This is a genomic window from Thermostichus sp. MS-CIW-26, from assembly GCF_054059115.1.
Map to the genome: position 1 here is coordinate 1 of NZ_JBSSBV010000055.1, position 17,587 is coordinate 17,587.

Sequence of the window (17,587 nt, forward strand, 5' to 3'; positions counted from 1 at the left end):
TGACCCAGTTCAACGCCTGCACAAAGGCATCCATTGTCGCATCCAACTTTGCGGCCTGGGACTGGGACACCTTGAGTTTGCAAGCTACAGTCAGGGCTTGGGTCATGGTTCTATCGTAACTTCCGCATTCCTCCCGACACTGACCCTACGGGTACAGTGCGGGGCTCCTGCGATTTCTAGCTGAAGATTTGTCTGAACCAGGTGGCTGGACAAGAGGGTCCAGCTTTCGGGGTATGCTGTGAGAGCGCTGGGCTGGGTATCCCGGCCAGCTTTTTCCTCTGGGCCCTTCTCTACTGGATAACGCCTCCAATGCCCCTTGCTACTGCGCAACGCTGTCGCGAACAGGATTCTGTACCGTTGGCTTTGTTGAGTGTATCCGACAAAACCGGACTGATCCCGCTGGCCCAGTCCCTCGTGCAAGAGCATGGCTTTCAACTGCTCAGCAGTGGGGGAACCGCCAAGGCGCTCTCAGAAGCTGGGATCCCGGTCACCCCTGTCTCTGCCCACACTGGCGCACCGGAGATCCTGGGAGGAAGGGTGAAAACGCTGCACCCCCGCATTCACGCCGGCATTTTGGCCCGCCTGGAATGCAGCGAAGACCGGGCAGACCTAGAGGCGCTGGGGATCCCTCCCATCCAACTGGTGGTGGTCAACTTCTACCCTTTTGAACAGACAGTGGCCCAGGCAGGAGTGTCTCTGGAGGAAGCTTTTGAGCAGATCGATATCGGCGGGCCCACTTTGGCGCGGGCGGCAGCCAAAAATTATCCCTACGTTACGGTGCTGACGGATCCCAGCCAGTACCCCCAGTATTTGCAACTGCTCTCCGGGGCCTATGGGGAAACAGAGCGGCTGGCGTTTCGCTTCCAGTGTGCTCGTCGGGCCTTTGAGCAGGTGCTGGCCTACGACCGCGCCATCGTCACCTACCTGGCTCGCCTGGAGCTAGCAGGTCCCTCCCAGTCCTCCGCAGCTGCCGCTGAAGACAGGTTTCAACTGCAAGGGATCCTGTGGCAACGCCTGCGCTACGGGGAAAATCCCCATCAAGCTGCCACTTGGTATGTGACGGATCCGGCTGCCCCCGGCTGGCACCGGGCTAAGCAGTTGCAGGGGAAGGAGCTGAGCTACAACAACCTGCTGGATCTGGAGGCGGCCCGTGCCTTGGCGGCAGAGTTAACCTTGTTACTCCGCAATGCTGATGCGACGCGGCCCACTGACGGGAAGGGCTCTGTGTCTTCTGGCTCTGCTCGGAGGGAGTTCTTGCAACCTGAACAAGCGGTGGCGGTGGTGGTTAAGCACAACAACCCCTGCGGGGTGGCCATTCGCCCATCGCCGGCTGCCGCCCTCGAGGCTGCCCTGGCTGCTGATCCAGTTTCGGCCTTTGGGGGCATCGTCGCCCTCAACCAACCCTTGGACGCAGAGACCGCCCGACGGCTGGTGGAGCCTTTTTTGGAGTGTGTGGTGGCTCCCGATTGCACTCCAGAAGCGGCTGAGCTACTGTCAGTCAAAAAGAACTTGCGGGTCTTGATCTTGCCGGACTTGTGTGTGGGGCCTGCCCAAACAATCCGCACCCTGGCCGGGGGCTTTCTGGTGCAAGACGCCGATTCACCTGTTGCTCTGCAACGCTGTCGCGACCAGGAACCGACGCAAACCGACAGCCCCCCTTCTTGGCAAGTGGTCACCCAGCGCCAGCCCACACCGGAGGAGTGGGCGGATCTGGAATTTGCCTGGATAGTCTGCAAACATGTGAAATCCAACGCCATTGTCGTTGCCAAGCAGAGGCAGACGCTCGGCGTCGGAGCCGGACAAATGAATCGGGTGGGAGCAGCGGAGATCGCTCTCCAGCAGGCGGGATCCCAAGCAGCAGGAGCTGTTTTGGCCAGCGATGGCTTCTTCCCCTTTGCCGACAGCGTGGAGATGGCTGCCCAAGCAGGGATCCGCGCCATCATCCAGCCGGGGGGGAGCATCCGCGATGCCGATTCCATTGCTGCTGCCAACGCTGCCGGTATTGCCATGGTTTGCACCGGCATACGTCACTTTCTGCACTGAGCCCGCCTTTCTGCTCAAGAGAGAAATCTTCCCAAGAGCATGACTCTAGTCAATAATAAGCTCAACTATACTGAAAATAATGTATAATCAACTATACTGAAAATAATGTATAATATGTTCAGTACGGATTACTACCAGTTGATCTTTCTGTTTACTTTCGAGTCTGCCAACATGGTAGCCAAAGCAAAGCAGAAAATTGGTAGTAAGACGACACGGAAACTGCGCTTTGGGTATTCTACTCAAAGCTTTGCGGGATACCGCCATTCTGTTTGGAAACAAACAGAATGCTATCGCTGCATAGTTGAACAGTGATGTTCAGCAGTGTTCAGCGTAAATGTATCAGAGACAAAGAGTAGGAAGTATCCTCAACTTTAGGGCAACCCCCAGGCTCTGGCCCGCTCTGTCAGCCAGCCCTCAGCCCGCAAATTCTCCAGTTCTCGGCGCACCCGCAGCCGCAATTCGGCGTGCTGCAGCCCCTTGGGCATGGCAATGCCCAGCCCCACCGTTGCCAAGGGGGATCCCAGAAATTGAAACTGTTGCTCCGCAGCGCTTTCGCGACGAGGATGCTCTGCTAGCCACCCTGCCAGCACCGAGCGATCTGCTGCCCACCCCTGCACCGCCCCTTTCAGGAGCAGTTCCGCCCCTTCTCGGTAGGAGTCGACAGGCACCAACTCCACCCCTGGCAGGTATCGATTCAGCAGGGGAATGGCGCTGGAACCGCGCAAGACTGCAACGCGACCGCCCCGCAAGTCCGACCAGCTTTCCCAGTTGTGGGAACGAGCCACAACCAAGCTGGGGCCATCCTGATAGTAAGCAGAAGTGAACTCCACCTGGCGGGCCCGATCCGGGGTAATGCCGATCTGAGCAATGGCCAAATCCACCTGGCCGTCAGCCAGCACCTGCAGCCGCTCTACATTCGAGACCGGCACCAACTCCACAGCCTCTGCCGAGCCCAACAGCCGGGATCCCAGCTCACAAGCCAGCTCGATCTCAAACCCCTGCAGATCCCCTTGAGGAGTGCGAAACCCCAGCGGCCTCAAGTTGTCTTTTACGGCAACGCGCAGCCGTCCAGAATCCACAATCTCCGGCCAAGGACGAGCCACAGTAGGGATCCCTCTCCCCAGGCAGGCGAGGGCCAGAATGGCTGCCAGGAAGGACTTCTGGATAGCCGTCGGAACCTCCTCAGGAGGCGCGAGACTGGCGCGCTGCCTCCACCACCTGGGTAAAGGCCTCTGGATCCAGGAAAGCCAAGCGGGCCAACATTTTGCGGTTGAGCTGGATATTGGCTTTTTTGAGACCATCGATGAACTCGTGGTAACGCAGGCCCTGGGCACGGGTGGCCGCGTTGATGCGGGTAATCCATAGGCGACGAAAATCCCGCTTCTTGCGGCGGCGATCCCGGTAGGCGCTGCGCAAAGCCTTCATCACCTGCTGGTTGGCGGTGCGGAACAGCTTTGAACCAGCTCCCCGAAAGCCTTTGGCCAGCTTGAGGATCTTTTTGCGGCGCTTGCGGGCGACATTGCCCCGTTTGACTCTCATGGCAGTAACTCAATAGGAACTTGAACAAACTCAAACTGAAGGGTAGAAGCATTCCGTCCTGCTAACGGGATCGGAACTGCTGTCGCCAATGCCAGCCCCTGAAATCTTCTTGCCGGCGCGAGCGGGATCCCGGCTAGTGGGTGTTGGGCAACATCAGGCGCACATTGACCACATCCCGCTTGTCCACCAGGGCTACACCGGCCAATTTGCGTTTGCGCTTGCTGGTTTTGTGCTCCAGCAAGTGGTTGTGCCCGGCCCTGCGACGCATAAACTTGCCGCTGCCGGTCAGGCGGAAGCGCTTGGCTGCTGCCTTGCGGGTTTTGATTTTGGGCATGATGACAACCCCAGAATATGCGGGGCCAGAGCTAAAGGTCACAGCTTTCTAGGATAAGCCATAGAAGAACAAGAGGGCAAATGCCAAGGTTCGTCCCGCTGAGGCAAGGGAAAGGGGTCGAGAAACTCTCAGGAGACTGAGTTTTGAGGCTCCAGCAGCAGCACTTGCCAGCGCAGCAAGCGTTGCAGTTGCTCAAAGCTCAGGGGGCACTCTAGGCCAGCCTGGATCTCTTGGACGGTGCGGATCCCGTCCACCTGTTGGAGAAAGGCGAAGGCTTCTTCGCTCAGGGAGATGGCTTCGTAGGCGTAGTTGAAAATGCTCCGCCCCGGCCACAGGCCCAGACAGGGGCTAAGGTGGGCAATGGCCGATGCTACACTTTCCGGGCTTGTCCATTCCCAGCGGCGGATGGGGGGCTTGCCGAGAAACAGCTCGTAGTGGGCTACCACCGGATCCAGCAGCTCGATCAGGCGATAGCGTTCCGGTTCCGGCAGCTGAGCCGCCCGAGCCAGCAGGGCCTCGTCCTGGCCCAACACCCGTTCCAGCCGCCAAAACTCCGGGTTGGAAAAGCGCAGAAACTGCAGTCCGGAAGCCCGGATTAATTCAAACAGAGTCTCGATGGTGTAGTCCACTTCCTGGGGGTGCAGGTACATATCGGCGAAGCATTCGTCGTCCACGTTCTCGATGGCCCAGCGGGCCCGTTCTTGCTGCTGGATGCGGTTGGTTTCCGGCAAGATCTCGAAAAGGCGGCGGCCCACCTGGAGACCCCTCTGCAATTGCTCCGCCGAGGCAAGGGTCTGGTGTTCAGAACCCGTTACCAGCAGGCGGATGGCCTTTTGCATGAGGCGGATTTCGTGGCGGCCCAGCTCGCCGTATACAAACAGGTGCAGGATCCCGCCGGGAGCCAATTTGCCGGCCAAAGCCTGCAGCCCCGCTAGCGGATCGGGCAGGTGGTGGAGCACGCCCACGCAGTTGATGAAGTCAAACTGCCCCGGCAGCTGGTCGATGTCGTAGACGTTGAGCTGGCGAAACTGCACCGGCGGTGCCTGGGAAGCCCGACAACGGGCCTCGGCAATCTCCAGGGCGCGGCTGCTCAGATCAAAGGCCCAAATTTCTGCGTTGGGGTTTTGGTGGGCAATGTATTCTGTTCCCACTCCCGAGCCACAGCCCGCATCCAGAATGCGCACCTTGCGCCGACCCGGATGGGATCCCGTACAAAAGGCATGGGCCTGGGGCCAACTCCAGCGCCAATTCCACCCTGGCGGGGGAACAGTGCCGATGGGCTGCGGGGGGAAGGGGTAGAGCTCGTAGAGCTGCCGCACTTGGTTGAGGATTTGTTCGGCGCTGGGGGAGTTGGGCTGCATGGACTATCTGTTGGAGCCAGCAAGACTATAGTGACAATATCCCCCTCCCAAACTCCTGCTGAGCCTACTGTTATGAAAGTGCTTCGCACTGCCAGCGCAAAAACTTCTTCTCATCCTCTGCAAACCGGCCTCACCTTCGACTGGATCAGGCTGACGGCTGAGCTCAAAAAGATTCTGGATCCCCAGCGGGTGATCAGCAAGCCGGAGGAGCTGCTGGTTTACGAATGCGATGGGCTGGTCAGCTACCGGCAAAGGCCGGCGCTGGTGGTGCTGCCCCGCACAACAGAAGAGGTGGCGCAGGTGGTGAAGCTGTGCAGCCGCTACGGGGTGCCTTTTGTGGCGCGGGGATCCGGTACCGGGCTATCGGGGGGGGCCCTGCCGGTGGAAAATAGCGTCGTCATCGCCACCACCCTGATGAAGCAGATCCTGGAAATCGACCTGGACAACCGCTGCATGGTGGTGCAGCCGGGGGTTATTAACACTTGGATTACCCAGGCCGTGGCCGCCCAAGGCTACTTTTATGCGCCGGATCCCTCTAGCCAGTCGGTTTGCTCCATCGGAGGTAATGTGGCGGAGAACTCCGGCGGTGTCCACTGCCTCAAGTACGGCGTAACAGCCAACCACATTCTCGGCCTGACGGTGGTGCTGCCGGATGGGGAGGTGGTGTGCTGGGGAGGCAAGATCCCGGAGATGCCCGGCTACGACTGGGTGGGGCTGTTTGTGGGATCCGAGGGCACCCTGGGCATTGCCACCGAGATTACCCTGCGCTTGCTCAAGGCCCCGGCTCAAGTGCAGGTTTTGCTGGCAGACTTTGACAGTGTGGAAGCGGCGGGATCCACCGTCTCCGACATCATTGCTGCCGGGATCATCCCCGCCGGCCTGGAGATTATGGACAACTTCAGCATCAATGCCGTGGAGGATGTGGTGCAGTTGGGCTACTATCCGCGGGATGCGGCGGCCATTTTGTTGGTGGAGGTGGATGGGCTGGAACTGGAGGTGGAAGAAGCCAGCCAACAGGTGAGGGCGCTGTGCTTCAAAAATGGGGCGCGACAGGTGCAAGTCGCATCCGACCCGGAAGAGCGGGCGCGGGTGTGGAAAGGACGTAAGGCAGCATTTGCCGCCATGGGCAAGCTCAGCCCCAACTACTATGTTCAGGATGGGGTGATCCCCCGCAGCCAGCTAGCCTTTGTCTTGAAGGAAATCGAGCGCCTCAGCCGTGAGTACGGTTATCCGGTGGCCAATGTGTTTCACGCTGGCGACGGCAATCTGCACCCCTTGATCCTCTACGACGAGTCGGTGCCGGGATCCCTGGAGCAGGTGGAGAAACTGGGGGGCGAGATCCTTAAGCTCTGCGTGCGCTTGGGGGGCAGCATCTCCGGCGAACATGGCATCGGGGCAGACAAACGCTGCTACATGCCGGAAATGTTTACGCCTGCGGATCTGGAGAGCATGCAATGGGTGCGGCAGGTGTTTGACCCCCAGCACATCGCCAACCCCGGCAAGATCTTTCCCACCCCCCGCACCTGCGGTGAGTCAGCCCACGCCCACAGCCAACCAGAATGGCAAGGGATCCCAGTCTTTTGATTTTGAAAGTTTGAAGGTGCTCCGAACCGCTGGCGTGATGGGAATAGCCCTCAGGCTGGGATCAGCTGGCTTGGCGTTGCTGCTGCAGCTCGGCAAAGGCTCGACAGAAGTCTTCCTGTTGGATGACCAGGGTTTTGGCATCCACCGTCTCGGAAGTGGCGCGGTGGCGGCGGATGGCGGCAATGGCGGCGCGGTTGCTGAGCAGGGCCAGGTCGGCACCACTCCAACCTTCGGTCTGCTCGGCCCACCCCTGTAAGTCCACATCAGGCCCCAGGGGACGCTTGCGGTTGTGAACGGCCAAAATTTCCCGTCGCCCGCTGCGATCCGGCAGCTCCACGCTCAGGTGCAGCTCCAACCTGCCGGCCCGGGTGAGGGCGGGATCCAAACTGGCTTTGCGGTTGGTGGCGGCCACCACCAACACCCCCTGGCTGGGGCGGATCCCGTCCAGCTCTGCCAGCAGCTGCCCCAGAACGCGGTCGCTGACCCCACTATCCCCGGAGTAGCTTCCCCGCGCCGGGGCGAGGGTGTCGATCTCGTCGATGAAGATGACACAGGGGGCGCATTGGCGGGCGCGGGCAAAAAGTTCCCGTACCGCCTGCTCGGAGGATCCCACCCATTTGCTCAAGAGCTCCGGGCCGGAGACGGCAATGAAGTTAGCCTTGGCCTGGGAAGCGATGGCTTTGGCCAACAGGGTTTTGCCAGTGCCAGGGGGGCCGCTGAGGAGGATGCCCTTGGGCGCTTGGGCCTGAGCCTGCTCGTACAACTCAGGGTGCAGCAGGGATCCCTCGATGGCCTCTTGCAAAATCTGCTTGGCGTGCTCCAGGCCGCCAATTTGATCCCAGCTCACCTGCGGGGATTCAATCTCCACCGAGCGCAGCACCGCCGGCTTCACCTGTTGCAGAGCCTGTTGAAAATCCGCTGCGGTTACCGTCAGGGACTCGGGGATGGGGGATCCCAAATCGGGCACCTGCCGCCGCAAAGCCGCATAGGCTGCTGCCTGGCACAGGCCCCGCAGATCTGCCCCCACAAAGCCCAGCGTCTGATCCGCCAGGCTGTCCAGATCCACATCCTCCGCCAAGGGCATGCCGCGGGTGTGGATGGCCAGGATCTCCCGCCGCCCCTCCCGGTCCGGCACCTTGAAGATCACCTCCCGATCAAAGCGCCCCGGTCGCCGCAGAGCCGGATCCAGAGCCTCGGGCCGGTTGGTGGCTGCCAGCACCACGATCCCCTTTTGGGCCACAAACCCGTCCATCAGCCCCAGCATCTGGGCCACCAGGCGTTTTTCCACCTCCCCCTCGACAGTGGCGCGGTTGGGCACTAGGGCATCGATTTCGTCAATAAACACCAGACAGGGAGCCGATTTGGCTGCCTTTTCAAACAGTTGCCGCAGGCGCGCCTCCGCCTCGCCGTAGTACTTGCCGATCAGCTCCGGGCCGACAATGGCGATGTAGTTCACCCCCAGGCTCTCGGCCAGGGCGCGGGCCGTCAGGGTTTTGCCGGTGCCGGGGGGGCCTACCAACAACACGCCGCGGGGCGGATCCAACCCCAGCTTGGCCAGCAGATCGGGCCGCTTGAGGGGGATCTCCACCATCTCCCGCAGCGCTTGGAGCTGTTCCCTCAGTCCCCCCACATCCTTGAGGCGTGGCCCAGCCCAAGACTCTGGGCGGTCGGCAGAAGTTGCTGGCGGGTCGGGCACAGCGGCCTTGGACGGTTCCTGGAAGCGAACCGCAGACATCACTTGGGGCTCGCTGCTCCAGGGGGGATCCCCCGTTTGGGCAGGGCTGCGGCGGCGGGGGATGGAGCCGGAAGGGGGAATAGAACTGCCCAGAGGACGGGCCTGGATGCGGACTTCGGTTCGCAGCTCTCCACTTTGCTTTTTCTCGTCCAGCTTCTGAGCCAGCTCGATCAACTGCTCAATGCCCTGTACAAAGTCACTTAAATTGGCCATAGCCGGGATTTTCCATCCACACAAGTTATCTGCAAATTGACCCGCCAGAGGTGCTAACTCATCCCCTGCCTGGCCAGCTCAGGTGAGGAGAGTTCCACGGCTAGATGCTCAGTATGATACCCTTCACTGCGGCTGCCGTCGGTGTTGGGCAAGGAGAATCTGCTCTCGGATCCAGCCCAGCCAGGGCTCCAGCCCGTCACCCGTCTTGGCAGAAAGACAAAAAATCGGCACAGAAGGGTTGATCTCGCGGATATTGGCCTGGATCCGATCCAAATCCACCTCCAACACAGGAACCAGATCCACTTTGGTGATCAGCAGACAATCCGCCTCTCGAAACATGATTGGGTACTTGAGAGGCTTGTCTTCCCCTTCTGTGACGCTGAGCAGTGCTACCTTGGCGTGTTCCCCCACCTCAAACTCCGCCGGGCAGACCAAGTTGCCGACATTTTCCACCAGCAGCAAATCCAGTTGTTGGGGATCCAGCAGTGCTTCCAATTGCTGCAAGCCCCTGGCCACCATGGCCGCATCCAAATGACAGGCCCGCCCCGTGTTGATGGCAATCACCGGGATCCCGTAGCGACGCAACCGCTCCGCGTCCAGTTGGGTCGTCATGTCTCCCTCGATCACCGCCAGGCGCAGCGAGCCGGCAAGAGCGACCACGGTTTTCTCCAGCAAAGACGTCTTACCCGCCCCCGGCGCGCTCATGAGGTTCAGACAGGTTACTCCCCAGGCATCAAAATGCTCCCGGTTGTGGTCGGCCTGGTGTTGATTGGCGTGGAGCAGGTTAATCCCCAGATCCAAGACTTGGTGCATGGCACAACCCGTGTTGCGGTTGAGGAGAAAACGCTCTAGCTGCGGAAAGAGCTGGATTCGGCCACCGTAGGGGTGGGAGAAGGGCCGACGGAGAGTTTACGCACCTCGGAGCAGAAAGAAGCCATGCTGAAGCCACCGAACCGCTTGACAGTGCTGGCCCGCAGGCGCAAGTTGGGGCTGGCAAACCAAATGCGCTCTTCCGACTCAGTCATCTCATACTGGGTGTAAAGGGTAAGGGCGCCATCGGATCCCATGACATAGGTACCGGCCACCGGTACTTTCTCAGCGTAGCCCTGATCCCGCAGCAACTGCCCGCGCATGGGATCGGTCTCATCGGGGATAGGTACCAGCACCACGTCTCCCTTGTACTCTTCGTTGTCCCACTCCTGCTCGCCATCCCACCGCACCCGCGCTGCTCCCACAGCTCGTCGGGGATCCACCCTGAACAACTCGCAAACCCGGATGACTGCTGGATCGGTTGCCGCAAGGGTGGCAATTTGTAGCCGCGACCTCCCACCCTCAGAGCGGCGAAAAGCCAAGTGATGGCTGGTGCGTTGGCACATCCACTCCCCAGCACTGAGGGCGAAAAACTCCATTACGGTCATCATGGCCGACGCGGATCCTCATCGATGGAACAGGGTTTGCCGATCTTAGCTTGCAGAGCAACTCAACGATTTAGCTAACGGTGGTGCGGGGGCAATCAGTCCTGCGCTCTACCCGCAGGGTGAGCACCGGGATACAGGGATCCCCACCATACCCCTGAGCGAAATCTGTAGCAAAACCTACTTATGCTGGTGTAACCTACAAGCACCGGATTGATCCAGATGCCTCCCAACAAGCCGCTCGCGTCAGCGGGACGGAGGCCTTGCTGTTGGCGTGGCTGGAGATTGGCCAGGACGTATACAACTACACTTTGCCGGAAATCAACGAGTGGATAGCATCTTGCTCTTGGCCGGTGGACAGGGGTTCCTGGGTGCAGGAGTCCATCCTGTCTGCCGATGCACCGTTCCCTGGGATTAGACTTGTTTTGCAAGCTGGCAGTAGCCAGGGAGGCTGGGGAAGGGAAACTGCCTGTTCAGTCGGTCTGTCGGGGGTTGTAGACCCAGACAAGTGGCGTGGGGCAGGAATGCCCGACCGCGAGGTAAGGACTCCGTCCTGCTGACGGGAAGGGTGGCCCGCGCTCTGTCCACAGGACGAGCGCCGGGAGGATGTCACCATACTCCCCTGCCCAAAGGCAGAGGATTCTGGCTCTTGGTTCCAAGACAGCACTTGCCGTATCGGGTTGCCCCTTTACGACAGCGGTGCCCATCTCCCCAAGCGGGGCAGTTCCCTTCTGCCCTAAGTACCGTTGAAGAGAAAGGGCAAAACCTATTTAGGTTGCTTGCGTAGTCGCCGGACTACCGGGTTTTTTAAGTGGTTGACTACTCTACTACTGGTCTAGAGTACAGCACAAAAGCTGCCGTGAACGGCAGGGCTTTAGACCCAATTCTTTGGTAAAACAATTGCCAATAAAATGCCAATAAAAGGCTACCCGCTTGCTCGCCTTGCAGGGGCCAACTCAAGCGCTAGACCAAGAGAGCCAAGGTTTTTTTAACTCAGCACAGGTGTCTTTGGGGCAAGGGATCCATCCGACAAGCGCCAACCGACTGCCAGTTGTTTCTAACTGACGGCCACGGGCGACTTAGCGGCAGCAGCAGCGCGATTTTCCTCTTCCTCAGGAGGGACAACGGCAAACTCGATGTGGTTGAGCAGGGTGGTCACGAAGGCGAAGAGCAGGAAAGGCAGGGAGATCACCAAAATCAGAGCAATGGTGAGAAAAGCGTAGAGGGGGCTATTCATCAGGGAGAGGGCAGCGGCCAAGCTGGCAAAGATGACAATCAGCCAAACGATGATCTGGCCGTAGATATCTCCAAAGGAGAGGGTGCAGGTGAAGCGGTAGCGGGTGTGAGTGTTCATGGCAGTTCCTCTGGATAGCCTGGATGGTTCGATCCTAAGGGCAGATCAAGCCTCAGCCTGAGAAATATGTCGAGATTTTAGACGAGAGACGAGGAGATGCCTCTCTTTGCTAAGAAATATCTCAAGAATCGGCTGAGAAAGAGGGGATCCGCCGTCTGGAAGGAGGCAGGATGCTACCCTCAAGATTGGGAACCGTTTCTTGCAGGCAGCAGCCATGTGTATTTGTATTCACTGCTACTACGTGGATCGCTGTACCACCTACCATGCCGTGGAAGCGCAGCATCAGCAACCTCATCTCACACTGACGCCGGATTTTGAGCCGCAGGGCCCCCAGATCAATGTCAATATCCGCAATGGGGGCACCGAGATGGAATGGGATGTGGTGGGCTGCCAGAGCTTTCGCGAGGAACGGAACAAATGGGCGCGACTTCGTCCCTATGAGGCGGTTCCCACGTAAGATCCAAGAGCGGCCTGGATTTCCAGGGAGTTTCTTGCCCGGCCAGGTTAGAACTCTTCAGTTTGGCAGTTCGGCTCTCCCAGTCTGAGAGGTTTGATGGGGGCTGGAGAGGTTTTTGTCGAGTTTCGAGAGATTGGAAGACTATGATGCTGGCCTCAAGCCCTACAGCGCTGCCAGTGGATGCCCGTCAACAGGTGAGCCAATTCATGCAGCGCCTACAAGATGACATCTGTGCCCGTCTGGAGGCCCTAGACGGAAAAGCCAAGTTTCGGGAAGACCGTTGGGAACGCCCTGGAGGAGGGGGCGGGCGCTCGCGGGTCATTCAGCAGGGAGACGTGTTTGAGCAGGGGGGAGTCAATTTTTCCGAGGTGTTCGGATCCCATCTGCCCCCTTCGATTCTGAAACAGCGTCCAGAAGCGGCAGGGCATCCTTTCTACGCCACAGGCACCTCTATGGTGTTGCATCCTCGCAACCCCTATGTGCCGACGGTACACCTGAACTATCGCTATTTCGAGGCGGGGCCGGTTTGGTGGTTTGGGGGCGGGATGGATCTCACCCCCTATTACCTGTTTGAGGAGGATGCGGCCCATTTTCACCGCACCCTCAAGGCAGCCTGTGACCGCTTGGATCCCGTCTACTACCCAGTTTTCAAGATCTGGTGCGATCGCTACTTTTTCCTACCTCATCGCGGCGAGGCGCGCGGCGTTGGCGGCATTTTCTTCGACTATCAGGATGAACGCCCTGGGCTGCTCTATCGGCCCGAAGGTCAGGCGGAAGGGGATCCCGAACAACTGGCTTCTGAGCCACCATCGTTACAGGTGCGGGTGGGATCCCGCAGTTGGGAACATCTTTTCCAGTTGGTGCAAGCCTGTGGCGACGCCTTCTTGCCGGCCTATGTGCCGATTGTGGAGCGGCGGCAGGGGATGGAATGGGGGGAGAGAGAACGGCAATTCCAGCTCTATCGTCGCGGGCGCTACGTGGAGTTCAACTTGGTCTATGACCGCGGCACGATCTTTGGACTCCAGACCCAGGGCCGCACCGAGTCGATCTTGATGTCTTTGCCGCCATTGGTGCGCTGGGAATATGGCTACGAGCCCCAGCCGGACACGTGGGAAGCTAAGCTCTACCAGGTGCTCCGCCAGCCCCAGGATTGGGCGTAGGCCGGCCATACCTTGTCTCCGCCTTTGAGGATCCGCTGCGTGCCTTCTTCTTTGCCCCTCACCTACCGCTTTCAGCCGCCTCGACAGGGCGGCTTAGGACCCGCGCCTGCGTTGGTAATGCTGCACGGGATCGGCAGCCACGAGGGGGATTTGTTCCAGTTGGCCCCCTATCTGGATCCTCGGTTGGCGGTGATCAGCTTGAGAGCCCCTATTCCTTGGAGTGGAGGCGGGTTTGCCTGGTTTGAAATGGCCTGGACACCGGAAGGGCTGGTGGGGGATCCCCAGCAAGCGCGCAATAGCCTCCAGCTCCTGAGCCGCTTTCTAGAACAGACGCTGCCCAGTGGGATCCCGGGTATTGCCCTGGATCCCAGGCAGGTGTATTTGCTGGGGTTTAGCCAGGGGGCGATCATGAGCCTGTACTTGGCTCTGACCCAGCCGGAGAAGCTGGCGGGGGTGGTGGCAATGAGTGGGCGCCTATCTCCAGAGATCCTGGCCGAGGCGGTGGAGCCGGAGCGGATGAAACACCTGGCCATCCTGGTGGTTCATGGCACTGCTGATGCTGTTTTGCCGATTGCTTTTGGCCGCCAGATCAGGGATTATTTTGCCCCGCTGCCACTGAACTTCACCTATCGCGAGTACGAGATGGGCCATGAAGTTTCCCCGGAGAGCCTGCGGGATATTCAGGTGTGGTTGCAAAACCTGTTGGATAGGAGAGATTCGGAAGTGAAAACGTAAACTACCCGACTCCGACCGCTAAAGCGGTACGGAGCGGGCTTTCGGTAGCCCTGCAGTTGGCAAGCCAACCACGAACCTCTAGGCTGGTTTACAGCAGCCCCAAAAAGCGCAATCACATTCGCACCATTCAAATCCGCATCCCCTTCCCATCCACAGTGTCCACACTTAAACTTCTTTCCACTGCGGTAGGATTGCGCAGGGTCGGGATGAATGTGCAAACACCGGTGGCAGGTCTGCGACGTGTAGGCAGGCGGCACCAGAATCAAAGCAACCCCTGCACGCAGAGCCTTGTACTCCAAAAATTGACGGAGTTGATAAAACGCCCAACTGTTGGCCCTGCGCCGTTCAGTTTTACTGCGGGGTTGTTGGTTGATGCGCTCCCGGATCCCTGTCAGGTCTTCCAGGGCGATAGCGCTGTTGGTAGCTTTTGCCCTAGAGACAATAGCTTTAGAGATGCGATGATTGACCCACGTTTTTGCTACGCAACGCTGACGCGACTGAAAGCGTCTTTCCTTGCCAGACAGCCGTTGCAGCAGTTGACGGCATCTGCGCCGCGAACTGCGTGTGCCCTTACTGGCTTTGCGTTGGAGTGCCGCCCTCAATCGAGAGTAGTGGTCTCGGACTTTGTTCAACTGCTGTCCATTCCAGTTATCCCCCTCTGACGTATGGGCAATATCTGTCCTTCCCAAGTCCACCCCCAGCACTCTACCCGTGCGTTGCGGTGGGGATGGCTCCGCTTCCACACAGATCTGAATAGAGTAGGAGCCGTCTTTACGCTTGACCAGAGTGGCAGATTTGGGATTGGAGCCCGCCAGCCGTTCTCTCTGGTAGCGGCCAATCGCCAGCTCAAAGCGCTCCCGACCCTCCACCGTGGTCAGCGACACCGTCCAGTCTTTCTCGCGGAACGAAAAGATACGAGCGTCGTAGGTAGCGAAGTCTCCTTTGAACGCTTTGACGGGGCGGTTTTTCTGTTGGGCAACTTTACGGGCGCCGGCCAGCCGCCTGCAGACCTGCTGAGCCAAGTTACTGGACAAGCCGAACCGGGCACGGATTTCGCGGTAGCACAGAGACTGGAGCTTAACGGCGTTGGCGACTTTCTCCGGCGTGTTCTGGTTGACCCAATTCAAGGCTTGGCCAAAAGCCTCCAAAGTCGCGTCCAATTTGGCGGCTTGCGACGGGGACACCTTGAGCTTGCAGGATACGGTCAGGACTTGGGTCATGGTTCTATTGTAACCTCGCATTCCTCCCGGCACTGACCCTACGGGTACAGTGCGGGGCTCCTGCGATTTCTAGCTGAAGAAGTTTGACCCAATTGGGATGACCCTAATTCAGGTGTTGAGCAAGGCTGTGCAGCACTTAGCAAGCTCCTCAATGGCACAGCTCCGGTTCTCGCCATCTTCAGGGTTTCGAGGGGCAAGTGATAGGGATCCCTGCCCCATTCAGTTTTCCGGCTCTCCTTCGGGTTCGGATGTCAGAATATGGTGATTAATTGTTAAAGCGTTAAAGCCGGGCAGAATGAGCACTTAGTACCGATGCTCCCCTACCCAGAGGCCGACCAATGCTGCCTTGCCCCAGGGATCCACTTTCACTTCTGCCCGCGTGGCTTCAGGGTAACGCCGAATATCCTCTTCCAAGGCATCTCCAGCTGCTTCGGGAATAAAAAATTCTTCGATTCCCAACTTGAGCTGCTGCCCGTCAAACCAGCCTCGCAGCACTTTCTCTTCAGGCTGCAAATCTTTGGGCATCTCCCGGCTGACACCGATTGCTCGCCAAGGTTGAGTGGGATCCCCTGCGGGGGGAGCTAAGCGCAGATAAAGGATCCCTGGCGTCTCCAAATCAGGTAACCAACCCGGCAGTTGCTCTAGGGTGGAGCGTCGAGCGACGACGTAGCCCAAGGTCACGTACCGGCCCCGCAAAAGGTCATAGGGATCCACAGGGGCCGTTTGCAGGTAGATCGTGGTTCCGACAGCGAGGGTCAGCGCTTGCCGAGCCGGTATCAGCAGAACGATACCCAGCTGCAGCAGTAGGGGTAGCCAAAACCGCCATTTGGGCAGGGATCCCTTCTGAGAAAGATTCGACGGGCTAGCCATAGCAGCCAGAGAGAGTGACCTCTCTCTTATGGCACAGGTTTGCCAATCCCGGACAGAAGCGGGTAGAAGTGCCCCACTGGCCCCTGACCTGACCCGATGGCCAAAGGATGTCGCAGCGCTTCTGTTACATAGGCTTTGGCCGCCACTGTGGCCGCCAAGGGATCCCTGCCCCAGGCCATCTGTGCTGCAATGGCCGCCGAGAGGGTACAGCCGGTGCCGTGGGTGTGGCGGGTGGGGATCCGCTCTGTTTTCAGCACTTCCAGTCGCTCGCCATCGAACCACACATCCACCCCCTGCAGTTCCCCCGGCATACCCCCACCTTTGACCAACACCGCTCCACAGCCCAGGGTGCGAATCTGCTGAGCCGCCGTTTGCATATCCGCCAGGGACTGCAGCTGCAGCCCCGTTAAAATTTGCGCCTCATAGCGATTGGGGGTCAGCACCTGAGCCAAGGGGATCAGCCGCTCGCGGATGGCCTGAATGGCCTCATCTGCCAACAACTTCGCTCCCGTGCGGGACACCATCACCGGATCCACCACCAGAGGCCGCAACGTCCAGCGCTCCACCTGACGGGCTACCTCCAGCACGATCTCGGCATTCAGCAACATGCCCGTCTTGATCCCTTGCACCCCAATGTCCTGCACCACGGCCTCAATTTGGGCGGCCACGGCTTCGGGGGGCAGCGCATCCACCCGGCTCACCCCAAGGGTATTCTGGGCGGTCACGCAGGTCAGGGCAGAGGTACCGTGTACCCGTTGGAAAGCAAAGGTGCGCAGATCCGCTTGGATCCCTGCTCCCCCACCACTGTCGGATCCAGCGATGGTGAGGGCGACAGGGGGGTGCTGCTCGGCCAGCAGTGGAGCCGGAGTTGGTTCAGATGCAGAGACAGACATTGGCCAAACGACAAAAATGGGCAAGGGTACCGATAGCCATTTCCATCAATCAATATGAACCATCTCTTTAACGTAGCAATGAAACTGTTGGTTCTCGATTGGTCTGAGACCACTGGGGTATTGGGAAAACTCTTGCAGACGTCTGTCAAGAAGCTGACTAAGAGTGAGTTGTCCTAGTCTAAATCCGAGTAGCCCTCATCAGTGGTGGCGACCACCTCAACCCAGGCTCTATCCCCCTCCACCGCCGTCAAGCTCCAGCGCAGAAGCCGAGCCGGCTGGCCCAGCTCCCGGTCAACTTGCTGACAGAGGGATTGCTCCAGTTGCGGGGCAGAGAGAGGCGAGCTCAACGGCAGAGATAGGTGCAACAAATGCAACTTCACAGGAGTCGAGAACTGATCTCGCCAAGGAAACAGACTTACTTTCGATAACTTCTAACACTAAGAATCCAACAATATAAACTAATGTAGTATTTTCAGATTAGGCTGAGACAGCCGGGCTACTGAGAAAAACCTTTTGGGCCCCTGCATTATTGCTCCGCAACGCTGACGCGACCAAGGTTTTAGTTGTGGGTACAGTGTCCTAGGTCGTGTTGATCTTATGTTAGGATAGAGAGAATAATTTATAGAGGAAAGAGGATGAAGTTGGTTTTTTTAGATGAAAACAAATGGCAGAAG

The 17,587-nt window shown here is 58.9% G+C and carries 17 protein-coding genes; 5 read left to right on the plus strand and 12 right to left on the minus strand.

All coding sequences use genetic code 11. The annotated features are described in order from the left end of the window. The first annotated feature begins 309 nt into the window (after nt 1-309). Nucleotides 310-2,043 carry a bifunctional phosphoribosylaminoimidazolecarboxamide formyltransferase/IMP cyclohydrolase gene (gene purH, locus ACVWZU_RS12840; RefSeq protein WP_457445279.1) on the plus strand — a complete coding sequence of 578 codons (1,734 nt, stop codon included), beginning with the start codon at nt 310-312 and terminating at the stop codon, nt 2,041-2,043. A 371-nt stretch (nt 2,044-2,414) separates the two neighbouring features. Here purH and ACVWZU_RS12845 read toward each other — a convergent pair whose 3' ends face one another. From ACVWZU_RS12845 to ACVWZU_RS12860, 4 genes are all read right to left on the minus strand, one after another. Next, on the minus strand, nt 2,415-3,146 hold the full coding sequence (locus ACVWZU_RS12845; RefSeq protein WP_414384459.1) for a transporter substrate-binding domain-containing protein: 732 nt from the start codon (nt 3,144-3,146) through the stop codon (nt 2,415-2,417). Between the two features lie 79 nt (nt 3,147-3,225). Beyond that, nucleotides 3,226-3,582 (minus strand): 50S ribosomal protein L20, encoded by a 357-nt coding sequence (rplT, locus tag ACVWZU_RS12850; RefSeq protein WP_011434388.1) that lies wholly within the window; start codon nt 3,580-3,582, stop codon nt 3,226-3,228. Nucleotides 3,583-3,715: 133 nt separating this feature from the next. After that, the gene (gene rpmI, locus ACVWZU_RS12855) at nt 3,716-3,916 is read right to left on the minus strand and encodes a 50S ribosomal protein L35 (protein ID WP_011434387.1); all 201 of its coding nucleotides are present in this window, start codon (nt 3,914-3,916) and stop codon (nt 3,716-3,718) included. A gap of 128 nt (nt 3,917-4,044) precedes the next feature. Continuing rightward, a complete protein-coding gene (locus tag ACVWZU_RS12860; RefSeq protein ID WP_457394884.1) occupies nt 4,045-5,277 on the minus strand; it encodes a class I SAM-dependent methyltransferase in 1,233 nt (410 codons plus the stop codon). 72 nt (nt 5,278-5,349) lie between these two features. Between ACVWZU_RS12860 and glcD the strand changes: the two genes are divergently transcribed. Then, entirely contained in the window at nt 5,350-6,861 is a 1,512-nt protein-coding gene (glcD, locus tag ACVWZU_RS12865; RefSeq protein WP_457445281.1) for a glycolate oxidase subunit GlcD, read from the plus strand. Nucleotides 6,862-6,922: 61 nt separating this feature from the next. Here the strand turns inward: glcD and ACVWZU_RS12870 are convergent, their stop codons facing one another. The 4 genes from ACVWZU_RS12870 to ACVWZU_RS12885 all read right to left on the minus strand — a co-directional run bounded on the left by ACVWZU_RS12870 (nt 6,923) and on the right by ACVWZU_RS12885 (nt 11,578). Further along, on the minus strand, nt 6,923-8,809 hold the full coding sequence (locus tag ACVWZU_RS12870; RefSeq protein ID WP_457445283.1) for an AAA family ATPase: 1,887 nt from the start codon (nt 8,807-8,809) through the stop codon (nt 6,923-6,925). A 123-nt stretch (nt 8,810-8,932) separates the two neighbouring features. Further along, the gene (gene hypB, locus ACVWZU_RS12875) at nt 8,933-9,622 is read right to left on the minus strand and encodes a hydrogenase nickel incorporation protein HypB (protein ID WP_457445285.1); all 690 of its coding nucleotides are present in this window, start codon (nt 9,620-9,622) and stop codon (nt 8,933-8,935) included. Between the two features lie 35 nt (nt 9,623-9,657). Further along, nucleotides 9,658-10,227 (minus strand): phycobiliprotein lyase, encoded by a 570-nt coding sequence (locus tag ACVWZU_RS12880; protein WP_011434381.1) that lies wholly within the window; start codon nt 10,225-10,227, stop codon nt 9,658-9,660. Nucleotides 10,228-11,281: 1,054 nt separating this feature from the next. Then, on the minus strand, nt 11,282-11,578 hold the full coding sequence (locus ACVWZU_RS12885; protein ID WP_011434379.1) for a hypothetical protein: 297 nt from the start codon (nt 11,576-11,578) through the stop codon (nt 11,282-11,284). A gap of 214 nt (nt 11,579-11,792) precedes the next feature. Here ACVWZU_RS12885 and ACVWZU_RS12890 point away from each other — a divergent pair, with 214 nt between their 5' ends. The 3 genes from ACVWZU_RS12890 to ACVWZU_RS12900 all read left to right on the plus strand — a co-directional run bounded on the left by ACVWZU_RS12890 (nt 11,793) and on the right by ACVWZU_RS12900 (nt 13,930). Further along, a complete protein-coding gene (locus ACVWZU_RS12890; RefSeq protein WP_011434378.1) occupies nt 11,793-12,035 on the plus strand; it encodes a Ycf34 family protein in 243 nt (80 codons plus the stop codon). Between the two features lie 146 nt (nt 12,036-12,181). Beyond that, nucleotides 12,182-13,195 (plus strand): oxygen-dependent coproporphyrinogen oxidase, encoded by a 1,014-nt coding sequence (gene hemF / locus ACVWZU_RS12895; RefSeq protein WP_457445293.1) that lies wholly within the window; start codon nt 12,182-12,184, stop codon nt 13,193-13,195. Between the two features lie 39 nt (nt 13,196-13,234). Next, nucleotides 13,235-13,930: an alpha/beta hydrolase gene (locus tag ACVWZU_RS12900; protein WP_457445287.1), complete on the plus strand. Its 696-nt coding sequence runs from the start codon at nt 13,235-13,237 to the stop codon at nt 13,928-13,930. Here ACVWZU_RS12900 and ACVWZU_RS12905 read toward each other — a convergent pair. From ACVWZU_RS12905 to ACVWZU_RS12920, 4 genes are all read right to left on the minus strand, one after another. Beyond that, entirely contained in the window at nt 13,876-15,150 is a 1,275-nt protein-coding gene (locus ACVWZU_RS12905) for an RNA-guided endonuclease InsQ/TnpB family protein (RefSeq protein WP_457445289.1), read from the minus strand. The two genes, ACVWZU_RS12900 and ACVWZU_RS12905, sit on opposite strands and share 55 nt — an antisense overlap. A 303-nt stretch (nt 15,151-15,453) precedes the next feature. Further along, nucleotides 15,454-16,020 carry a GDYXXLXY domain-containing protein gene (locus ACVWZU_RS12910; RefSeq protein WP_457445291.1) on the minus strand — a complete coding sequence of 189 codons (567 nt, stop codon included), beginning with the start codon at nt 16,018-16,020 and terminating at the stop codon, nt 15,454-15,456. Nucleotides 16,021-16,046: 26 nt separating this feature from the next. Beyond that, nucleotides 16,047-16,913 carry a bifunctional hydroxymethylpyrimidine kinase/phosphomethylpyrimidine kinase gene (thiD, locus tag ACVWZU_RS12915; protein WP_457411268.1) on the minus strand — a complete coding sequence of 289 codons (867 nt, stop codon included), beginning with the start codon at nt 16,911-16,913 and terminating at the stop codon, nt 16,047-16,049. Nucleotides 16,914-17,086: 173 nt separating this feature from the next. Further along, nucleotides 17,087-17,293 (minus strand): hypothetical protein, encoded by a 207-nt coding sequence (locus ACVWZU_RS12920; RefSeq protein ID WP_414332282.1) that lies wholly within the window; start codon nt 17,291-17,293, stop codon nt 17,087-17,089. Between the last annotated feature and the right edge of the window lie 294 nt (nt 17,294-17,587).